Source organism: Sinorhizobium sp. NFACC03 (assembly GCF_900103435.1).
Lineage (GTDB): Bacteria > Pseudomonadota > Alphaproteobacteria > Rhizobiales > Rhizobiaceae > Ensifer.
In genome coordinates this window covers 1-18,002 of record NZ_FMXF01000034.1, presented here as the reverse complement: position 1 = coordinate 18,002, position 18,002 = coordinate 1, and the positions used below count along the sequence as shown (strand labels likewise).

General features: G+C 61.9%; 17 protein-coding genes and 1 tRNA gene. 14 read left to right on the top strand and 4 right to left on the bottom strand.

Annotation, left to right across the window (positions count from 1 at the left end):
• Positions 1-19: 19 nt before the first annotated feature.
• Positions 20-277 carry a hypothetical protein gene (locus tag BLU35_RS29045; protein ID WP_143033016.1) on the bottom strand — a complete coding sequence of 86 codons (258 nt, stop codon included), beginning with the start codon at positions 275-277 and terminating at the stop codon, positions 20-22.
• A gap of 144 nt (positions 278-421) precedes the next feature.
• Here BLU35_RS29045 and BLU35_RS29035 point away from each other — a divergent pair, with 144 nt between their 5' ends.
• From BLU35_RS29035 to BLU35_RS28975, 13 genes are all read left to right on the top strand, one after another.
• A complete protein-coding gene (locus tag BLU35_RS29035; RefSeq protein WP_093235627.1) occupies positions 422-1,138 on the top strand; it encodes a FadR/GntR family transcriptional regulator in 717 nt (238 codons plus the stop codon).
• Positions 1,135-2,307 (top strand): PLP-dependent transferase, encoded by a 1,173-nt coding sequence (locus BLU35_RS29030; RefSeq protein ID WP_057248984.1) that lies wholly within the window; start codon positions 1,135-1,137, stop codon positions 2,305-2,307. The genes BLU35_RS29035 and BLU35_RS29030 overlap by 4 nt, the downstream gene beginning before the upstream one ends.
• 83 nt (positions 2,308-2,390) lie before the next feature.
• The gene (locus BLU35_RS29025; protein ID WP_057248983.1) at positions 2,391-3,653 is read left to right on the top strand and encodes an ABC transporter substrate-binding protein; all 1,263 of its coding nucleotides are present in this window, start codon (positions 2,391-2,393) and stop codon (positions 3,651-3,653) included.
• Positions 3,654-3,802: 149 nt separating this feature from the next.
• Positions 3,803-4,738 carry a carbohydrate ABC transporter permease gene (locus tag BLU35_RS29020; RefSeq protein WP_058326489.1) on the top strand — a complete coding sequence of 312 codons (936 nt, stop codon included), beginning with the start codon at positions 3,803-3,805 and terminating at the stop codon, positions 4,736-4,738.
• Positions 4,739-4,743: 5 nt separating this feature from the next.
• The gene (locus tag BLU35_RS29015; protein WP_058320728.1) at positions 4,744-5,577 is read left to right on the top strand and encodes a carbohydrate ABC transporter permease; all 834 of its coding nucleotides are present in this window, start codon (positions 4,744-4,746) and stop codon (positions 5,575-5,577) included.
• An 11-nt stretch (positions 5,578-5,588) separates the two neighbouring features.
• A complete protein-coding gene (locus tag BLU35_RS29010) occupies positions 5,589-6,656 on the top strand; it encodes an ABC transporter ATP-binding protein (RefSeq protein WP_093235625.1) in 1,068 nt (355 codons plus the stop codon).
• Positions 6,657-6,860: 204 nt separating this feature from the next.
• A complete protein-coding gene (locus BLU35_RS29005) occupies positions 6,861-7,247 on the top strand; it encodes a c-type cytochrome (RefSeq protein ID WP_058320726.1) in 387 nt (128 codons plus the stop codon).
• 240 nt (positions 7,248-7,487) lie between these two features.
• The gene (locus BLU35_RS29000; protein ID WP_093235624.1) at positions 7,488-8,330 is read left to right on the top strand and encodes a cytochrome c oxidase subunit II; all 843 of its coding nucleotides are present in this window, start codon (positions 7,488-7,490) and stop codon (positions 8,328-8,330) included.
• 156 nt (positions 8,331-8,486) lie between these two features.
• Positions 8,487-10,262, top strand: a complete 1,776-nt coding sequence (gene ctaD / locus BLU35_RS28995; protein ID WP_093235622.1) for a cytochrome c oxidase subunit I — start codon at positions 8,487-8,489, stop codon at positions 10,260-10,262.
• Positions 10,259-10,963: a cytochrome c oxidase subunit 3 gene (locus BLU35_RS28990; protein WP_093235621.1), complete on the top strand. Its 705-nt coding sequence runs from the start codon at positions 10,259-10,261 to the stop codon at positions 10,961-10,963. The genes ctaD and BLU35_RS28990 overlap by 4 nt, the downstream gene beginning before the upstream one ends.
• An 11-nt stretch (positions 10,964-10,974) precedes the next feature.
• A complete protein-coding gene (locus tag BLU35_RS28985) occupies positions 10,975-11,697 on the top strand; it encodes a heme-copper oxidase subunit III family protein (RefSeq protein ID WP_057248975.1) in 723 nt (240 codons plus the stop codon).
• A 9-nt stretch (positions 11,698-11,706) separates the two neighbouring features.
• Entirely contained in the window at positions 11,707-12,084 is a 378-nt protein-coding gene (locus BLU35_RS28980; protein ID WP_057248974.1) for a cytochrome C oxidase subunit IV family protein, read from the top strand.
• 319 nt (positions 12,085-12,403) lie between these two features.
• Positions 12,404-14,965, top strand: coding sequence for a GcvT family protein (locus tag BLU35_RS28975; protein ID WP_093235619.1), 2,562 nt, complete (start codon positions 12,404-12,406; stop codon positions 14,963-14,965).
• Positions 14,966-15,044: 79 nt separating this feature from the next.
• Here the strand turns inward: BLU35_RS28975 and BLU35_RS28970 are convergent, their stop codons facing one another.
• Both BLU35_RS28970 and BLU35_RS28965 read right to left on the bottom strand, forming a co-directional pair.
• Positions 15,045-15,974, bottom strand: coding sequence for an aldo/keto reductase (locus BLU35_RS28970; protein WP_093235617.1), 930 nt, complete (start codon positions 15,972-15,974; stop codon positions 15,045-15,047).
• 253 nt (positions 15,975-16,227) lie between these two features.
• Positions 16,228-17,016 carry an SDR family NAD(P)-dependent oxidoreductase gene (locus tag BLU35_RS28965; protein ID WP_093235616.1) on the bottom strand — a complete coding sequence of 263 codons (789 nt, stop codon included), beginning with the start codon at positions 17,014-17,016 and terminating at the stop codon, positions 16,228-16,230.
• Between the two features lie 96 nt (positions 17,017-17,112).
• Between BLU35_RS28965 and BLU35_RS28960 the strand changes: the two genes are divergently transcribed.
• Positions 17,113-17,688, top strand: coding sequence for a TetR/AcrR family transcriptional regulator (locus BLU35_RS28960; RefSeq protein ID WP_093235614.1), 576 nt, complete (start codon positions 17,113-17,115; stop codon positions 17,686-17,688).
• Positions 17,689-17,785: 97 nt separating this feature from the next.
• Here BLU35_RS28960 and BLU35_RS28955 read toward each other — a convergent pair.
• A tRNA-Met gene (locus BLU35_RS28955) sits at positions 17,786-17,862 on the bottom strand.
• Positions 17,863-18,002 lie beyond the last annotated feature (140 nt).

Below are 18,002 nucleotides of genomic sequence, written 5' to 3'. Positions count from 1 at the left end.
CTTGGCAGCACAGCAATGCCTATTGGGTCGGCCGCTTGCGGGGTTTCGTCGTCGTGTTGCCGGCTGGACCATCCTGGCCGGGACGTTGCCTGTAGGCTGGCTGCCGCTGTTCGACCGGCGGCCAGATCCAGTAATAGCCATAGGGCTTGCGCTGGACGCCTTCGTAATACTCGCCCTTTCTGGTGCGCATCTGCGCTTCCGCATCGCCCGCGACGCTCGTCACGGCAAAGACCGCGCCCACCATGGCGGTGGCAAACAGGTATCCCGATTTCAACATCTTCAAGCTCCTTGCCTCCTGTCTACGCCGGAAGCGTGCGAGGTCAACCACCTGCGCGTTCCATCAGTTCCTGCTTGACGACCTCTCGCGCCTTATCCATAGTGGTGAGATGTCAGACCAATTTGGCGCCGAGGGGGAGGCTGAATGACTGAACAAGCCAGAGCCGCGCTTCTGCCATTGCCGCCCGCCGACCGGGCCCAGCAGGTCATTGCCGCGTTGGCTGACTACATCGAACAATCGGGGCTTAGACCCGGCGAACGCCTGCCAGCTGAACGCGAACTGATGACGGCGCTTGCCGTCGGTCGGTCGACTATTCGCGAAGTCATCCGCCACTTTCAGGCGCTCGGCGTCGTCGAGGCGCGCAAGGGCAGCGGCACCTATCTCTTGCGCATGATCACGGGCGCCACCGTCCATATGCCGCTCACCCTCGACGCTGCGCATCTGCGCGACGTGCTTTTGATGACGCTCGAGGTCCGCCGCGGCATCGAGGTTGAGGCCAATATGGTCGCGGCCCGCCGGCGCACCGACGAAGACCTTGATATCATCGAAGTGAAGCTCAACGAGATGGAGCGGGTGCATATCGCCAAGGGCACGTCAGGTCCGGAAGACCTTGCCTTCCATCTGGCGATCTACGATGCCACCCACAATCCGCTCTTCCGCCAGCTCCTCGAACAGATGCGCGAAGCCTTCGAGCGCTTCTGGGAGGAGCCGTTCAATCGGTCGGACTTCGCCCGCCGCTCCTTCCCGTTCCACCGTACCCTGTTCAACGCGATCGCAGCCCAGGATCCTGACACCGCGCGCGAAGAAACGCTGAAAATCCTCGCGATCGTCGAGGAAGACATCAAGGAAATGTCCAAATGACCAACGGCCTCGATCCGTTCGACCACGCCTCGCTGACCGTCGCGCATGACGAAGGCCACGCCTTCGATGCCGTCGTGCCGCCGATCGTTCAGACCTCGCTTTTCACCTTCAAGGATTATGACGACATGGTCGCGTCCTACCGGGGCGAGCGTGTGCGACCGATCTATACCCGCGGTCTCAACCCGACCGTGCGCATGTTCGAGGAGATGCTGGCGAAGCTCGAAGGCGGCGAAGACGCGATCGGTTTTGCCAGCGGCATGTCGGCGATCTCCTCGACCGTGCTGTCCTTCGTCGAGCCGGGCGACCGCATCGTCGCCGTCAATCATGTCTATCCCGACGCCTTCCGCCTGTTTGGCACGCATCTGAAGCGCATGAAGATCGAGGTGACCTATGTCGACGGTCGCGACGAGGAAGCAGTCGCCAAGGCCCTTCCCGGCGCCAAGCTCTTCTACATGGAAAGCCCGACAAGCTGGGTGATGGACACCCACGACGTCGCCTCCCTCGCCCGCCTTGCCAAGGACCAGGGCATCATCACCGCCATCGACAACAGCTGGGCAAGCCCGATCTTCCAGCAGCCGATTTCGCTCGGCGTCGATCTCGTCATCCATTCGGCGTCCAAATATCTCGGCGGCCATTCGGACGTCGTCGCCGGCGTCGTGACCGGCTCGAAGGAACTGATCGGCCGCATCCGCTCGGAATCCTACCCTTATCTCGGCGGCAAGCTCTCGCCCTTCGATGCCTGGCTCCTGATCCGCGGCTTACGCACCCTGCCGATCCGCATGAAGTCGCATGAGCGCTCGGCGCTTGAAGTCGCGCGGCGGCTGCAGGCCCATCCGCTGGTCGAGACCGTCTGCCACCCCGGCCTCGGCAACACGCTGCCGCCGGGCCTTTCGGGCACATCCGGCCTGTTCTCCTTCATCTTCCGCGAGGGCGTCGATGTCAGGCGCTTTGCGGATCATCTCGAACTCTTCAAGCTCGGCGTTTCCTGGGGCGGACATGAAAGCCTCATCGTGCCGGGCGAAGTCGTGCTGTCGCAGAAAGCCCAGCCCAATTCCGCGGCCGCCTTCGGCATCTCGCCGCGGTCGGTACGGCTCCATGTCGGCTTGGAGGGAACGGAGGCCCTCTGGAGCGATCTTGAAGCGGCGCTCGCCGTCGCTTCGACTGGCTGACAGGAGCGGCTGCAGGCGGTTTTCCGCCGGCATCCCGCTCTCCCCACTTTGAACCAAACCAACGAAGAAAAGAGGGAACAAGAATGAAGAAACTGATCACTGCCACGCTTCTCGCCAGCCTGATGGCCGGAAGCGCACTCGCCGATACCAAGCTGAAACTGGTCGAGGTCATCACCAGCCCCGAGCGCACCGAGACGCTGAAATCGATCGTTGCCAAGTTCGAAGCCGCCAACCCCGGCACCACGGTCGAGATCATCTCGCTGCCCTGGGGCGAAGCATTCCAAAAGTTCGCGACCATGGTTTCGGCCGGCGAACTGCCTGACGTGATGGAAATGCCCGACACCTGGCTGTCGCTCTATGCCAACAACGGCATGCTCGAAAGCCTGGAGCCCTACCTCGCCAAGTGGGAACACACGGGCGGCCTGACCGAACGCGCGCTCGAACTCGGCCGCGACGTCAACGACACCGCCTACATGCTGCCCTACGGCTTCTATCTGCGGGCGATGTTCTACAACAAGAAGCTGCTCTCGGAAGCCGGCGTCAGCGAACCGCCGAAGACCATGGACGATTTCGTCAAGGCATCGGAAGCCGTATCCAAGCTTCCGGGCAAATCCGGCTACTGCCTGCGCGGGGGACCGGGTGGTCTCAACGGCTGGGTGATGTTCGGCGCCACCATGGCCGGCAGCAACAAATTCTTCAATGAGGATGGCACCTCGACCATGAACAGCGAAGGCTGGGTCAAGGGCCTGACCTGGGTGATCGACCTCTACAAGAAGGGGCTGGCGCCGAAGGACAGCGTCAACTGGGGCTTTAACGAAATCGTCGCCGGTTTTTACAGCGGCACCTGCGCCTTCCTCGACCAGGATCCGGATGCGCTGATCGCCATTGCCGAGCGCATGAAGTCGGAAGATTTCGGCGTCACCACCATGCCGAAGGGTCCGAGCGGCAAGGCGTTTACCACCATCGGCTTTGCCGGCTGGTCGATGCTGTCGGCAAGTCAGAACAAGGATCTCTCCTGGAAGCTGATCGAGACGCTCGAGGGGCCGGAAGGCAACATCGAGTGGAACAAGCGCACGGGCGCGCTGCCGGTGCACAAGTCGGCCGAGAAGGATCCCTTCTATGCGAGCGCGCAGTTCAAGGGCTGGTTCGACGAGCTTGCCGACAAGGACGTCGTATTGACGGTGATGCCGACCTACCTCGAGGAATTCGCCTTCTTCAAGGATTCGCTCGCCATCAAGACGACTCAGGAAGCCCTGCTCGGCGACATCACGCCGGAAGAGCTCGCCAACCAGTGGGCCGACTACCTGACCAAGGCGCAGCAGAAGTTCCTCGCCAGCAAGAAGTAAGCCTTCGGCCGGCGGCGGTTCGCCGCCGCCGGCCCTCGTGACCTTGAGCGGAATGACGTGGGCGCGGTCTCCGCCTGCATCCCGCTCCGACTGAACGAAAACGAGGCACGTCGAAAAAACCGGCGGCCGCACAGGGGAAATTTCGATCGATGGACCATGTCGCCCGCCAAAGCGGCCTGCCGGCAAGCAGGACGCCGCTGAAGAAGCGCATCGCCGACGGCGCCGCGCCCTATCTCTATAGCGCGCCGGCGCTGATCCTGATCGTCACCGTCATGCTGGTGCCGCTGGTGCTTGGCGTTTCCTACGCCTTCCGCGACATCCAGCTCTTAAACCCGTTCTCCGGTGCCTATATCGGCCTTGATCATTTCCGCGCGCTTGCCGAGGACCAGGCCTTCTACCGGGCGCTGCGCAATACGCTGTGGTGGACCGGTGCTTCGGTCTTCTTTCAGTTCGTCTTTGGCCTGATCCTGGCATTGCTGCTCGACAAGCCCTTCTACGGCCGCGGCCTTGCCCAGGCCCTCGTCTTCCTGCCCTGGGCGGTGCCGAGTTTCCTTGCCGGCCTCAACTGGGCCTGGCTGTTCAATCCGGTCGTCGGTCCCCTGCCGCACTGGTTCTACGCGCTCGGCATCATGAGTGAGCCGAACAACATCCTCTCGGACCCGCAGCTTGCCATGTGGGGGCCGATCATCGCCAATGTCTGGTGGGGCATTCCTTTCTTCGCGATTACCCTGCTTGCAGCCCTGCAGGCGATCCCGCGCGACCTCTATGAGGCCGCGAGCATCGACGGCGCCGGCCCGGTGCAGCGATTTCTCTCGATCACGCTGCCGTTCCTGGCGCCGACCATCGCCATCACCATCCTCCTGCGCACCGTCTGGATCTCGAACTTCGCCGACCTGATCATCGTCATGACAAATGGCGGACCGGCCGACCGCACCCAGATCGTCGCCAGCTATATCTTCACCCAGGCCTTCAAGCGGCTGGATTTCGGTTACGCCTCGGCGATCGCGCTGGTGCTTCTGGCACTGCTGCTCGCCTATTCGATGCTGATCGTCATCCTGCGGCAATGGCTGTTGAGCAAGGATTGAGACCGATGCGCGCCAAACCGCTTTTCCTCATGATCGCGCACCGATCGGCAATCCTTGCCTACATCGCCTTCGCGCTCTTCCCGCTCTATTGGCTGCTGAAGGTTGCAGTCACGCCCAACGACCTGCTCTACTCGGAAGGCATTCGAATGTGGCCGTCGCGCGCCAGCCTCGAACATTTCGATTTCGTGCTGCGCCACAGCGCCTTTCCGGTGTTCTTCAAGAACAGCCTGATCGTCGCCGGCTCCACCGCCGTTATCGTCACCATCCTCGCCTCGCTCTCGGGCTATGCGCTGTCGCGCTTCAACTTCCGCGGCAAGTACTGGCTGGTGGCGCTGATGCTTTTGACGCAGATGTTCCCGCTCGTCATGCTGGTGGCGCCGATCTTCAAGATCCTGTCGCCGCTTGGCCTCACCAACAGCCTGACCGGGCTCGTCATCGTCTACACCGCCTTCAACGTGCCGTTTGCCACCTTCCTGATGCAGTCCTTCTTCGACGGCATTCCGAAGGACCTGGAAGAGGCGGCGATGATCGACGGCGCCACCCAATTCGTCGCCTTCCGCCAGATCATCCTGCCGCTGACGCTGCCCGGCATTGCCGCAACGCTTGGCTTCGTCTTCACCGCCGCTTGGAGCGAACTTCTGTTCTCGCTGATGCTGATCTCCGGCAACGACCAGGCGACCTTCCCCGTTGGATTGCTGTCCTTCGTGTCGAAGTTCTCCGTCGACTTCGGGCAGATGATGGCCGCCGGCGTGCTCGCGCTCATCCCCGCCTGCCTCTTCTTCCTGCTCATTCAACGTTATCTCGTCCAGGGCCTCACGGCCGGCGCGGTCAAAGGCTGAGGATTGCTCTCATGGCTTCCATCGATATCGCCAACATCCAGAAATCCTACGGCATCCACCCGGTCCTGCACGATGTCGATCTCAAGATCGGCGACGGCGAATTCGTGGTGCTCGTCGGCCCATCCGGCTGCGGCAAGTCTACGCTTCTGCGCATGATCGCCGGGCTTGAAAGCGTCACCTCGGGCGAGATCCGCATCGCGGGAAAACGCGTCAACGAGCTGGCGCCGAAGGACCGCGACATCGCCATGGTGTTCCAGTCCTATGCGCTCTATCCGCATATGTCCGTCGCCAAGAACATGAGCTATAGCCTCAGGCTCCGGAAGACGGCCAAGGAGAAGATCGCGAGCATCGTTTCAGGGGCCGCCGCCAAGCTCGGCCTCGACCCGCTGCTCGAACGGCGGCCGCGTGCACTCTCCGGCGGCCAGCGCCAGCGCGTCGCCATGGGCCGGGCCATCGTGCGCGAGCCCAAGGCGTTTCTCTTCGACGAGCCGCTGTCGAACCTCGATGCCCGCCTGCGCGAGCAGATGCGGGCCGAAATCAAGAAGCTGCACAAGGACCTCGGCGCCACCTCGATCTACGTGACCCACGACCAGATCGAGGCGATGACGCTTGCCGACCGCATCGTCGCCATGAACGGCGGCTTCGTCCAGCAGGTCGGCAGCCCGCTCGATCTCTACGACCGTCCCGCAAACCTCTTCGTCGCCGGCTTCATCGGCTCGCCCGGCATGAACTTCTTCGAGGGCACCTACCTGAACGGCACCGCCCCGCGATTCGAGACGGAAGGCGGCGTTGTCATCCCGGCACAACCGCATCCGGCGCTCGCCGACGGCGCCCGCGCCACCCTCGGCATTCGCCCGGAACATGTGGAGATCGGCGTCGAAGGGCCGGATGTGCTGAGCGCCAATGTCGACCTGGTCGAGCCGACCGGGTTCGGCATCATCCTGCATCTCTCCTTCGGCCACGCCGGCTTCAAGGCCTTTACCAACGACCGCCGGTTCCTCACCGCTTCGGGTTCGCTTGCCGTGCGCCTGCCGGTCGACAGGCTGCATTTCTTCGACGCCGCCGGCAATCGGGTCTAATCGCGCGCACCGTCCCTGGTGAAAATTTAGGCGCAACCGGCGACCTGCCGGCTGCGCCGGTTGACTTCCACAAGGCGAGGCGTACGGTCGTCCTGTCGCAAGTATCAACCGCCGTGGCGCCAACTTAAGAGAAGCAAGCACCGCCAAAACGACAGATTGACGATAGCCTTCCTTGCCTGCGCCCGGCGATTTTGAGGAAGTGTCATGCGAATTCTTGTTGTTGCCCTTGCCTTTTCGACAACGATGCTCTGTCCGTTCGCAACCCTCGCGCAAGAGGGCGATGCCGCAGCCGGAGCCACCGTCTTCAAGAAATGCGCTGTCTGTCATGTTGCCGACAGCGATACCAACAAGGTTGGACCATCACTCAACCATCTGTTCGGACGAACGGCCGGCACCCACGCCGACTTCAGCTACTCGCCGGCGATGATCGATGCCGGCAAGGGTGGGCTCGTCTGGGACGAGGCGCATCTGCGCGACTATCTGCACAATCCAAAGACCAAGGTGAAAGGCACGAAAATGGCCTTTGCCGGGCTGAAGGACGACACGGATATCTCCAACCTCATTGCCTACCTCAAGCAGTATTCGCAGTAGGCTGAAAAGACTAAAGGCAAGCGCCGTCCGCACGGAGACGGCGAATTGCGACTATTCAACGTTCGTGCAATAATTGCAGGTACAGCGCCGCGCGTCGTATCAGACGCGCAAGGTCGCTGTAGAACTTTGAATTCCTGCATGTTTTTGTCCTTTAATCGGAGACGATTAAAGGAAACATGCAGCAGGCTCTACGGATTGCGTATTCATGCCCACAGCCGCCAGCGGCGAGGAGGGACAGAAATGGCCGTGGTAGTTATTCTGGTTTTGTTGGCCGTTGGGTCGGTGTTGTTCCATCTGTTGAGCCCGTGGTGGTGGACGCCGATCGCGTCCAACTGGAATTACATAGACAATACGCTCATCATCACCTTCTGGATTACCGGCGTCGTCTTCGTCGCCGTGGTGCTTTTCATGGCCTATTGCGTCCTGCGTTTTCGGCATCGCCCGGGAAACCGGGCGGCCTATGAACCGGAAAACAGGAAGCTCGAAGGGTGGCTTGCCGGCGGCACGACGCTCGGCGTCGCCGCCATGCTGACCCCCGGCCTCTTCGTCTGGCACCAGTTCGTGACCGTGCCGGATGGCGCAACGGAGGTCGAGGTCGTCGGCCAGCAGTGGTTGTGGAGCTTCCGGCTCCCAGGCGCGGACGGCAAGCTCGGCACCTCCGAGACCCGCGACATCACCCCGGAAAATTCGCTCGGCCTCAACCGCAATGACGCAGCGGCGCTTGACGATTACGTCATCGAAGGCGGCGAGCTGCATCTGGAAATCGGCAAGCCGGTCAAGATGCTCCTGCGCTCGGTCGATGTACTGCATGATTTCTACGTGCCGGAGTTCCGCGCCAAGATGGACATGGTGCCGGGCATGGTCACCTATTTCTGGCTGACGCCAACGCGCACAGGCACCTTCGAGGTTCTTTGCGCCGAACTCTGCGGCGTCGGCCACCCACAGATGCGCGGCACCGTCGTCGTCGACAGTGCCGCCGACTACCAGGCCTGGCTTTCGCAGCAGCAGACCTTCTCACAGCTGCAGGCAAAGGCAGGGACCAAGGAAACGGCGCAGGCAGGAAGTGCCGCCCCGGCGCAGTAGCAGGCGCCCGACGGCCAAAGCGGGATGAGGAAAAGTGCTTGCGGTTTTCCGCTCGCATCCCGCTCGTGAGCGAAAGCAATTCCACGGTTCATCGTTCGGAATTGCGTGGTTCAAAGCGTTGGATCGAAATGATCCGGTGTTGGGAGGTTCTCGCAGATGGTCGACATCCGGCATAGCACGGGCGAACCGATAGGCCCCGCGGAAGTGGAGGACGTCGAGCTCTATCATCCCCATAGCTGGTGGACGCGCTATGTCTTCAGCCAGGATGCGAAGATCATCGCCGTGCAATATGCCTCGACCGCGATCGCCATCGGCATGGTCGCCCTGGTGCTCTCCTGGCTGATGCGGCTGCAGCTCGGCTTTCCCGGCGCCTTTGCCTTCATCGACGCCGAGCGCTATTATCAGTTCATCACCATGCACGGCATGATCATGGTGATTTACCTGCTGACCGCCCTCTTCCTCGGTGGCTTCGGCAACTACCTGATCCCGCTGATGCTCGGCGCACGCGATATGGTGTTCCCCTATGCCAATATGCTGAGCTACTGGCTTTACCTGCTCGCGGTGCTCGTGCTCGTCGCCAGCTTCTTCGCCCCCGGGGGCCCGACCGGCGCCGGCTGGACGCTCTACCCGCCCCAGGCGGTTCTCTCGGGCACGCCCGGCGGCAAGGACTGGGGCATCATATTGATGCTCTCGTCGCTCATCCTCTTCATCATCGGCTTCACCATGGGCGGCCTCAACTATGTCGTCACCGTGCTTCAGGGCCGCACCCGCGGCATGACGCTGATGCGCATGCCGCTCACCGTCTGGGGCATCTTCACGGCAACCGTCATGGCGCTGCTTGCCTTCCCCGCCCTCTTCGTCGCCTGCGTCATGATGCTGTTCGACCGGGTGCTCGGCACCAGCTTCTTCATGCCGGCGATCGTCGAGATGGGCGAGCAGCTGCAGCACGGCGGCGGCAGCCCGATCCTGTTCCAGCACCTCTTCTGGTTCTTCGGCCACCCGGAGGTCTATATCGTCGCGCTGCCGGCCTTCGGCATCGTGTCGGATCTCATCAGTACCCATGCCCGCAAGAACATCTTCGGCTACCGCATGATGGTCTGGGCGATCGTCATCATCGGCGCGCTTTCCTTCATCGTCTGGGCGCACCACATGTATGTCAGCGGTATGAACCCCTATTTCGGTTTCTTCTTCGCGACGACCACGCTGATCATCGCCGTGCCGACGGCGATCAAGGTCTACAACTGGGTGCTGACGCTCTGGCGCGGCGATATCCACCTGACGCTGCCAATGCTGTTTGCGCTCGCCTTCATCGTCACCTTCGTCAATGGCGGGCTGACCGGCCTCTTCCTCGGCAACGTCGTCGTCGACGTGCCGCTCTCCGACACGATGTTCGTCGTTGCGCATTTCCATATGGTCATGGGCGTGGCGCCGATCCTCGTCATCTTCGGCGCGATCTATCACTGGTATCCGAAGATCACCGGCCGCATGCTCAACGAGGTGATGGGCCAGATCCATTTCTGGGTGACCTTCGTCGGCGCCTATCTGATTTTCTTCCCGATGCACTATCTCGGCCTCATCGGCATGCCGCGGCGCTATTATGAAATGGGCGAAACCGCCTTCGTCCCGGCCTCTGCCCATACGCTCAACGAGTTCATCACCATCATGGCGCTGGTCGTCGGCGCCGCTCAGCTCCTCTTCCTCTTCAATCTCATCTGGAGCATTCGCCATGGTCGTGAGGCCGGTGGCAATCCCTGGCGGGCGACGACGCTCGAATGGCAGACACCGGAGACGCCGCCACGCCACGGCAACTGGAAGGAACTGCCGGTCGTCTACCGCTGGCCCTATGACTACAGCGTGCCGGGAGCGGCCGAGGATTTCATTCCGCAGAACCAGCCGGGCTCCGCAGGTCATGCGCCGGAGGGTGCCTCATGAACGTCACCTTGATCCTGCTGGCCGTGATTCTCACGATCGCCGGCTGGTGGCTCAGCCGGCAGCGACTCTTCTCAAAACCCTGGCTGGAGGTCGGTCACGCGTTTGACCCGCGTCCAGATGGTCGTCCTTCGATCCCACCCGCAAAAATCGGCCTCGGCGTCTTTCTCGCCGTCGTCGCCGCACTCTTCTCGCTTTTCATCAGCGCCTATTTCATGCGCATGGCATCCACCGACTGGTGGTCGACGCCAATGCCGAAAGTCCTCTGGCTGAACACCGCCATCCTCGGGCTCGGCAGCCTGCTTCTGCATGCGGCGCGCGTCACCGCGGAGCGCCATCATGACGAGGCAAGCCGCACGGCCCTGATCGCCGCGCTTGCCGCGGGGCTCGCCTTCCTCGCGGGCCAGGTCTTCGCCTGGCGCGAACTGACCGATGCCGGCTTTCTCATCGCCGACAACCCGGCCAACAGCTTCTTCTACATGATATCAGGCATGCATGGCCTGCACATCCTCGGCGGCCTCTTCGCGCTCACCCGAGTGATCGTGAGAACGCGCGCCGGCCCGATGGACGAGAGGGCCGTGCTGTCGATCACGCTCTGCGCCACCTATTGGCATTTCATGCTGGCCGTTTGGCTGGTGCTTTTCGCGCTCTTTTCCGGCTGGGCCAACGACTTCGTCGAGCTCTGCCGGCAACTCTTGACCTAAGGAGCCAAGGCATGTCTGTCGAGACACATTCGCCTGTCCGAGAACCGCTCCACCGCCCGGCGGGACTTGCCGGTTTCGCCGCCGACTGGGCTTCGGATCAAAGGACGTTCAAGAACGTCTCCTGGGGCAAGGCGATGATGTGGATCTTCCTCCTCAGCGACACCTTCATCTTCGGTTGTTTCCTCATCGCCTACATGTCGGCGCGCATGTCGACGGCCGTTCCGTGGCCCAATCCGAGCGAGGTCTTCGCGCTGCACATCGGCGGTTCCGACGTGCCGCTGATCCTGATCGCCATCATGACCTTCGTGCTGATCACCTCGAGCGGCACAATGGCCATGGCCGTCAATTTCGGCTACCGCCAGGATCGAAGGAAAACCGCTTTGCTCATGGTGGTGACGGCGCTCTTCGGCGCCACCTTCGTTGGCATGCAGGCCTTCGAGTGGACCAAGCTGATCACCGAAGGCGTACGCCCCTGGGGCAACCCTTGGGGCGCTGCCCAATTCGGCTCGACCTTCTTCATGATTACCGGCTTCCACGGCACACACGTCACGATTGGCGTCATCTTCCTGCTGATCATCGCCCGCAAGGTCTGGCGCGGCGACTTCGACACCGGCAGGCGCGGCTTCTTCACGAGCCGCAAGGGGCAATACGAGATCGTCGAGATCACCGGCCTCTATTGGCACTTCGTCGACCTCGTCTGGGTCTTCATCTTCGCATTCTTCTATCTGTGGTGAGGCATGGCCATGACCGAAACGACGGCACACACCGACACGATACCGCAGGCAGGGTCGCGGGCACCGGCGCATGAACAACACCAGCAGCATCCGATCGGCCTCTACCTGGTCGTCTGGGTGCTGCTGTTCGTGCTCAGCACCTTCTCCTATCTCGTCGACTATGTCGGGCTGCAGGGCTATCTCAGGTGGTCGCTGATCCTGCTCTTCATGGTGCTGAAGGCCGGCCTCATCGTCGCGATCTTCATGCACATGGCCTGGGAGCGGCTGGCGCTGATCTACGCGATCCTGCTGCCACCGCTGCTGGTGCTGGTCTTCGTCGCTCTGATGGTCTCGGAATCGCACTACGTGCTCTTCACCCGCCTTGCCTTCTTCGGCGCGGCACCGTGATCGTGAAGCAGCAAGCCGCCCGCACGATGTCGCAGATCGCCTGCATCGTGGCGTCGCCGCAAAACCGACATTCGTGCCCCATGCGATGACGCATTCGAATGCGCCCGCGTCTTCTGTATGCTAAGAGAAATCGCTTCGATGCTCTTCGACGCTTTTTCTCACGAAATCAGTGGCATGACCGTCCCGCTAGCTCTCGTTCTACGATCCACAGATTGCTCGGCTCTGGTCGTGCAGTTTGATGATTATGTCGTAGACAGGCTCTAGTCGGCGCGTCTCACGCCCTAAAATCCGGCATCCAATCCAACTAGGGTCGCAATCAATGGCAGAGTTTCCGCAAAAGGCGAAAGTCGTAATCATCGGGCTGGGTGGCATCGTGGGTGCCTCGATCGCGCACCACCTGATCGAGCGCGGCTGGGACGATATCGTCGGCATCGACAAGTCAGGTGTGCCGACCGATATCGGCTCGACCGCCCACGCTTCGGACTTCTGCTACACGACCAGCCATGACTATCTGTCGGTCTGGACGACGCAGTATTCGATCGATTTCTTCGAGAAGATGGGCCACTACGCCCGCATCGGCGGCCTGGAAGTCGCGCGCACCGGCGACGATGTCTGGATGGAGGAGATCAAGCGCAAGCTTTCCTCTGCCAAGGCCTTCGGCACCCGCGCACACTATGTCTCGCCGGCTGAAATCAAGAAGATGTTCCCGCTGATCGAAGAGGATCAGGTCATGGGCGGCATGTTCGACCCGGATGCCGGCCTCGTCATCCCGCGCTCGCAGACGGTTGCCGGCAAGCTCGTCGATGCGGCGGAAAAGTCCGGCAAACTGCAGGTCTTCGGCAACACGCCGGCGAAGTCGCTGATTGTCGAGAACGGCCGCATCAAGGGTGTCGTCACCCATCGCGGCACGATCATTGCCGACCACGTCATCGTCTGCGCCGGCATCTGGGGCCGCTTGATCGCCGAAATGGTCGGCGAGGATCTACCGGTCATGCCGGTCGACCATCCGCTCACCTTCTTCGGCCCGTATAACGAGTTCGAAGGCACCGGCAAGGAAATCGGCTTCCCGCTTTTGCGCGACCAGGGCAACTCCGCCTATATGCGCGACACCGGCGACCCGAAGACCACCGAAGGCGGCCAGATCGAGTGGGGTTATTACGAGACCACCAATCCGCGCCTCTGCCATCCCCGGCACATTCTCGAAAAGCACGAGGCGCGCCTGTCGCCCTCGCAGCGCGACCTCGAGATGGAGCAGATCATCGAGCCGCTCGAGCGCGCCATGGAGCTGACGCCGATCCTCGGCGAGCTTGGCTATAACGAGAGCCACTCGTTCAACGGTCTGCTTCAGGTATCGGCCGCCGGCGGCCCCTCCTGCGGCGAGAGCCAGAAGGTGCGCGGCCTCTGGTACTGCGTCGCCATCTGGGTGAAGGACGGCCCCGGCTACGGCAAGCTGATCGCCGACTGGATGACCGACGGCCGCACCGAGATCGACCATGCCTCGATCGACTATTCCCGCTTCTACCCGCACCAACTCGAGGAGACGTTCATCGAGGGCCGCTGCTTCGAGGCGGCGCAGAAGATCTACTATCCGGCCGTGCACACGCGCGAACCCTATGCGAGCGGCCGCAACGTCAAGCGCTCGCCCTTCTACGAGCGCGAGAAGGAGCTCGGCGGCTACTTCATGGAGCTCGGCGGCTGGGAGCGCGCGCACGGCTACGCCGCCAACGAACATCTTCTCGAAAAATACGGCGACCGCGTTCCGGTGCGCGAGAACGAGTGGGACAGCCGCCATTTCTGGCGCGTGTCCAACGCCGAACATCTGGCGATGAGCGAGGATTGCGGCATCGTCAATCTCTCGCATTTCCATATGGTTGACATCGAAGGCCCTGACCATGTCGAGCTTCTCGAATGGCTTTGCGCCGCCAAGGTCGGCGGCGACGGCAACATCGGCAAGGGTATCTACACCCACTTCCTCGATGACGAGGGAATGGTGCGGGCCGACTTCACCGTCTTCCGCATGGCCGACCGCTGCCGTCTCGTGAACGGCGCCGATGCCGGGCCGCGCGACTTCCAGTACATGCGCCGTGTCGCCGAAGACCGCGGCCTTGACGTCACCATCACCGACGTCTCGGAGAAATTCATCACCGTCGGCATCTGGGGGCCGAATGCCCGCGAGACGCTGAAGAAGGTGGTTGCCGATCCGGCCGGCCTCGATCTCGAGAACTTCGCCTTCGCCGCCATCAAGCCGATCGAGATCGCCGGCAAAAAGGTCACCGCCTTCCGCATCTCCTATGTCGGCGAGCAGGGCTGGGAACTGCATATGAAGTACGAGGACGGCCTTGCCGTCTGGGACGCGCTGCGCGCCACCGGCGTCATGGCCTTCGGCGTCGAAACCTATGCCAACTCGCGCCGCATGGAAAAGAGCCTGCGCCTGCAGAACGCCGATCTTCTCACCCAGTACAACCTGATTGAGGCCGACCTTGCCCGTCCGAAGGTCAAGGACGTTGACTTTCGCGGCAAGGCCAAGCACCTCGAATACAAGGCACGCGAGCACCAGCCGGCCATGCTCTGCACGCTCGTTCTGACGGAGAATACCGACAAGAATGGCGTGAAGCGCTACCCGGTCGGCAGCCTGCCGGTGATGGACCCGGAAACCGGCGCGGTGTTGGTCGACGAACTCGGACGCCGCTCCTACACCACCTCGATCGCCTTCGGGCCAACGATCGGCAAGAACATCGCGCTTGCCTATCTGCCCTGGTCCCATTGCCAGGTCGGCCGCAAGCTGAATGTCGAGTACTTCGCCGAGACCTATCCGGTCGAAGTCGTCGGCATCGGCTACAAGCCGCTCTACGACCCCGAGAACCTGAAGCCGCGCACCTGATCAATCGGCACCAGTCATAAAAACAAAAAAGGCCCGCTCGGATCCGAGCGGGCCTTTAGTATGTCTACCCAGATTGTCGTCAGGGCAGCACGTGCCCAGCCGCAGTAAAGAGGCGATACCAGTCTTCGCGCGACAGCGTGATATCCGCGCCGGGCGCGATGTCTGCCAGCCGTTCTGGGCTCGTCGTTCCAAGGACCACCTGGATGTTGGCCGGATGCCGGGCGATCCAGGCGTAGGCGATGGCCGACGGCGACACCGCATATTTGCCGGAGAGTTCATCGAGTACCCGGTTGAGTTCGGGAAAATTGGTTTCGTCACCGACGAAGACACCGCCGAAAAAGCCCTGCTGGAACGGTGACCAGGCCTGCAGCGTCATGCGGTTGATCCGCGAATAGACGACCACCTCGCCGTCGCGGTCGATCGACTGCTCGAGACCCGCCATGTTCGCGGCAATCCCAAACGCGACCGAGGGCGCGTGCGCAATGCTGAGCTGGATCTGGTTGGCGACAAGCGGCTGGCGCACGGCCGTCTTCAGGAGATCGATCTGCCGCGGCGTGTGGTTCGACACGCCGAAATGCCTGACCTTGCCGCCCGCCTGCAGCTTGTCGAAGGCATCGGCTACTTCCTCCGGCTCCACCAGGGCATCCGGGCGATGCAGCAGAAGGAGATCGAGATAGTCGGTCTTCAGCGCCGCAAGCGAGCGGTCGACGGACTGGAGGATATGGTCGCGGGAGAAATCGAAATAGCCGCGCCGGATTCCGCACTTGCTCTGGATAACGATCTGTTCACGCTCGGCAGGCTTCAGCCGCAACGCATCGCCGAACCGACGCTCGCAGGCATGCAGTTCGCCGCCATAAATGTCGGCGTGATCGAAGACGTTGATGCCGACGTCGCGCGCCTTGCCATAGAGCCGGGCAATGGCGTCGTCACTGAGATCGGCGATCCGCATCAGGCCGAGAACGGCGGATGAAACGGAGAGATCGGTTGCTCCCAGGTTGAATTTTTTCATCGGATTACGCTCGCACCGTCAACATTGTTTCGAAGGAGGATTTCCGCCCGCAGGCGCAACTGGCTGCGGTAGCGAATCTTTGATCCTCAATCTCTACCAGCCCGGGGGCGCTTGGCAAACGCCCGAGCATTATCGACGATCGTGCGAAGCGGGTAGCGATGACGAGCAATGCGCCGGGTCGCCCGCCAGCGCTTTGCTGTCCTATTGTCGTGGGAGCCGACACGGTCGTCCGCTCCCACGGCCAGCGGTTTGATCAGGCAGCCGACCGATAACGCTCAGCCGGCTCGGATTGTGCGAAATTCGGCAGCATCGCCTGGCGCGCGGCGTCGAACGTATGCCACTGGCCGGCGTCCGGCAGCGGCGGGATCGTCACCAACTCGCGGCGATCGAAGCCGACCACGGCCGCATCGACGAGATCGCCGACCTCCATCACGCCCGCAAGCGTTTCCACATCGACGCCCGCATGATCCCAGATCTCGGTGCGCGTCGCAGCCGGCAGCACCGCCTGCACATAGACGCCCTTGGGCGCCAGCTCGACGTTCAGCCCCTGGGAAAGGAACAGCACGAAGGCCTTCGTCGCGCCATAGACTGTGGCGCCCATCTCCGGCGCAAGGCCGACGACGGAAGCGATGTTGACGATCGCCCCCTCACCCCTCTCGGCAAAACGCGGCGCTACGGCATGGGCCAGCCTGGTGACGGCAGTAATATTGAGCGAGATGAGCTTCGAAATGTCCTCGCCCTTTTGCTGAAGGAAGCCGCGCGGGATCGATGTGCCGGCATTGTTGACCAGAACACCAATGCGCTCATCCTCGCGCAGGCGCTGCTCGACCTTGGCCAAATCCTGCTCGTCCGTCAGGTCGGCGGGCACAACGTCGACATTGACGCCGGTTTCGCTCCGCAGCCGCTCGGCAAGCTCTGCCATGCGCACCGCATTGCGTGCGACCAGAATGAGATCGTGACCGCGGCGCGCAAATCGCTCCGCATAGACGGCGCCGATACCGGTGGAAGCACCGGTTACGAGGACTGCAGGCTTCTTGCTCATCGGGTGTGCTCCTTTGATTTATTCATGATGCTCATCATGTATTTGGATATATGACGAGCATCATGTATAATGTCAATCGAAATTTAGGAGACGATGATGCGCGTGAGCCGACAACAGGTCGAAGACAACAAGCGAACCATTCTGGAGGCGGCTGGTCGGCTTTTCCGGGAGCGTGGTTTCGAGTCCGTCACAGTGACGGATGTGATGAAATCGGCCGGCCTCACGCACGGTGGTTTCTACGGCTATTTCAAATCCAAGGATGATCTGATTGCCCAGACCCTGGCCGGACTCCGGGGAGAAACCGAGCCAAAGTCGACGGACTTGGCCGCCGTCGCACAGCGCTATCTTTCAGCAGAGCATCGAGACGATTTCGCACATGGCTGCCCGCTTGCCGCCCTGGCGTCGGAAGTGAGCCGGCAACCCCAGGGAGCACGCACGGAAATGACAGCGTTTCTCAAACGTCAGTTCGAGCGCCTGGGTAAAATAGCGCCGGGCTTGGACGAAGAGCAGCGGCGCCGTGCCGCGATCGGCAATTCGGCGAGCATGATCGGCGCGCTGATCCTGGCCAGGATGACCGACGATCCGGCCCTGTCGAACGAGATCCTCGAGGCGACGCGCGGCTGGCTTTCGGCGGGGGATGGCGAAGGGGCCAAGGTCGCCGACGTCGCCTGATATTCGCTGTGCTTCGTGCCCTCGCCCGTTCTCTCCGGGTAGCGCTAGAACGCCAAAAAAGCCCGGCGGATTTCTCCGCGCGGGCTTTTTGGATGTTTGGTTGCGGGGGCAGGATTTGAACCTGCGGCCTTCAGGTTATGAGCCTGACGAGCTACCGGGCTGCTCCACCCCGCGCCAACTAGGTAAACCGCTAAGCGGTTTATCCGTCATCGCGGTAAATCCCTATGGGATTTATCCGCTCTTTCCGGGTTTTGCCGAAGGCAAAATCCCGTTTAATCCGGTCCGGGTTTTGCGTCAGCAAAATCCCGTTGTTT

Excerpts from the sequence above, each read along its gene's own strand:
- BLU35_RS29025 (WP_057248983.1), top strand. The coding sequence starts at position 2,391 with ATGAAGAAACTGATCACTGCCACGCTTCTCGCCAGCCTGATGGCCGGA.
- BLU35_RS28990 (WP_093235621.1), top strand. The coding sequence starts at position 10,259 with ATGAACGTCACCTTGATCCTGCTGGCCGTGATTCTCACGATCGCCGGC.
- ctaD (WP_093235622.1), top strand. The coding sequence starts at position 8,487 with ATGGTCGACATCCGGCATAGCACGGGCGAACCGATAGGCCCCGCGGAA.
- BLU35_RS29005 (WP_058320726.1), top strand. The coding sequence starts at position 6,861 with ATGCGAATTCTTGTTGTTGCCCTTGCCTTTTCGACAACGATGCTCTGT.
- BLU35_RS29020 (WP_058326489.1), top strand. The coding sequence starts at position 3,803 with ATGGACCATGTCGCCCGCCAAAGCGGCCTGCCGGCAAGCAGGACGCCG.
- BLU35_RS29000 (WP_093235624.1), top strand. The coding sequence starts at position 7,488 with ATGGCCGTGGTAGTTATTCTGGTTTTGTTGGCCGTTGGGTCGGTGTTG.
- BLU35_RS29045 (WP_143033016.1), bottom strand. The coding sequence starts at position 277 with ATGTTGAAATCGGGATACCTGTTTGCCACCGCCATGGTGGGCGCGGTC.
- BLU35_RS28975 (WP_093235619.1), top strand. The coding sequence starts at position 12,404 with ATGGCAGAGTTTCCGCAAAAGGCGAAAGTCGTAATCATCGGGCTGGGT.
- BLU35_RS28980 (WP_057248974.1), top strand. The coding sequence starts at position 11,707 with ATGACCGAAACGACGGCACACACCGACACGATACCGCAGGCAGGGTCG.
- BLU35_RS29015 (WP_058320728.1), top strand. The coding sequence starts at position 4,744 with ATGCGCGCCAAACCGCTTTTCCTCATGATCGCGCACCGATCGGCAATC.
- BLU35_RS29030 (WP_057248984.1), top strand. The coding sequence starts at position 1,135 with ATGACCAACGGCCTCGATCCGTTCGACCACGCCTCGCTGACCGTCGCG.
- BLU35_RS28970 (WP_093235617.1), bottom strand. The coding sequence starts at position 15,974 with ATGAAAAAATTCAACCTGGGAGCAACCGATCTCTCCGTTTCATCCGCC.
- BLU35_RS28960 (WP_093235614.1), top strand. The coding sequence starts at position 17,113 with ATGCGCGTGAGCCGACAACAGGTCGAAGACAACAAGCGAACCATTCTG.
- BLU35_RS29010 (WP_093235625.1), top strand. The coding sequence starts at position 5,589 with ATGGCTTCCATCGATATCGCCAACATCCAGAAATCCTACGGCATCCAC.
- BLU35_RS28965 (WP_093235616.1), bottom strand. The coding sequence starts at position 17,016 with ATGAGCAAGAAGCCTGCAGTCCTCGTAACCGGTGCTTCCACCGGTATC.
- BLU35_RS29035 (WP_093235627.1), top strand. The coding sequence starts at position 422 with ATGACTGAACAAGCCAGAGCCGCGCTTCTGCCATTGCCGCCCGCCGAC.
- BLU35_RS28985 (WP_057248975.1), top strand. The coding sequence starts at position 10,975 with ATGTCTGTCGAGACACATTCGCCTGTCCGAGAACCGCTCCACCGCCCG.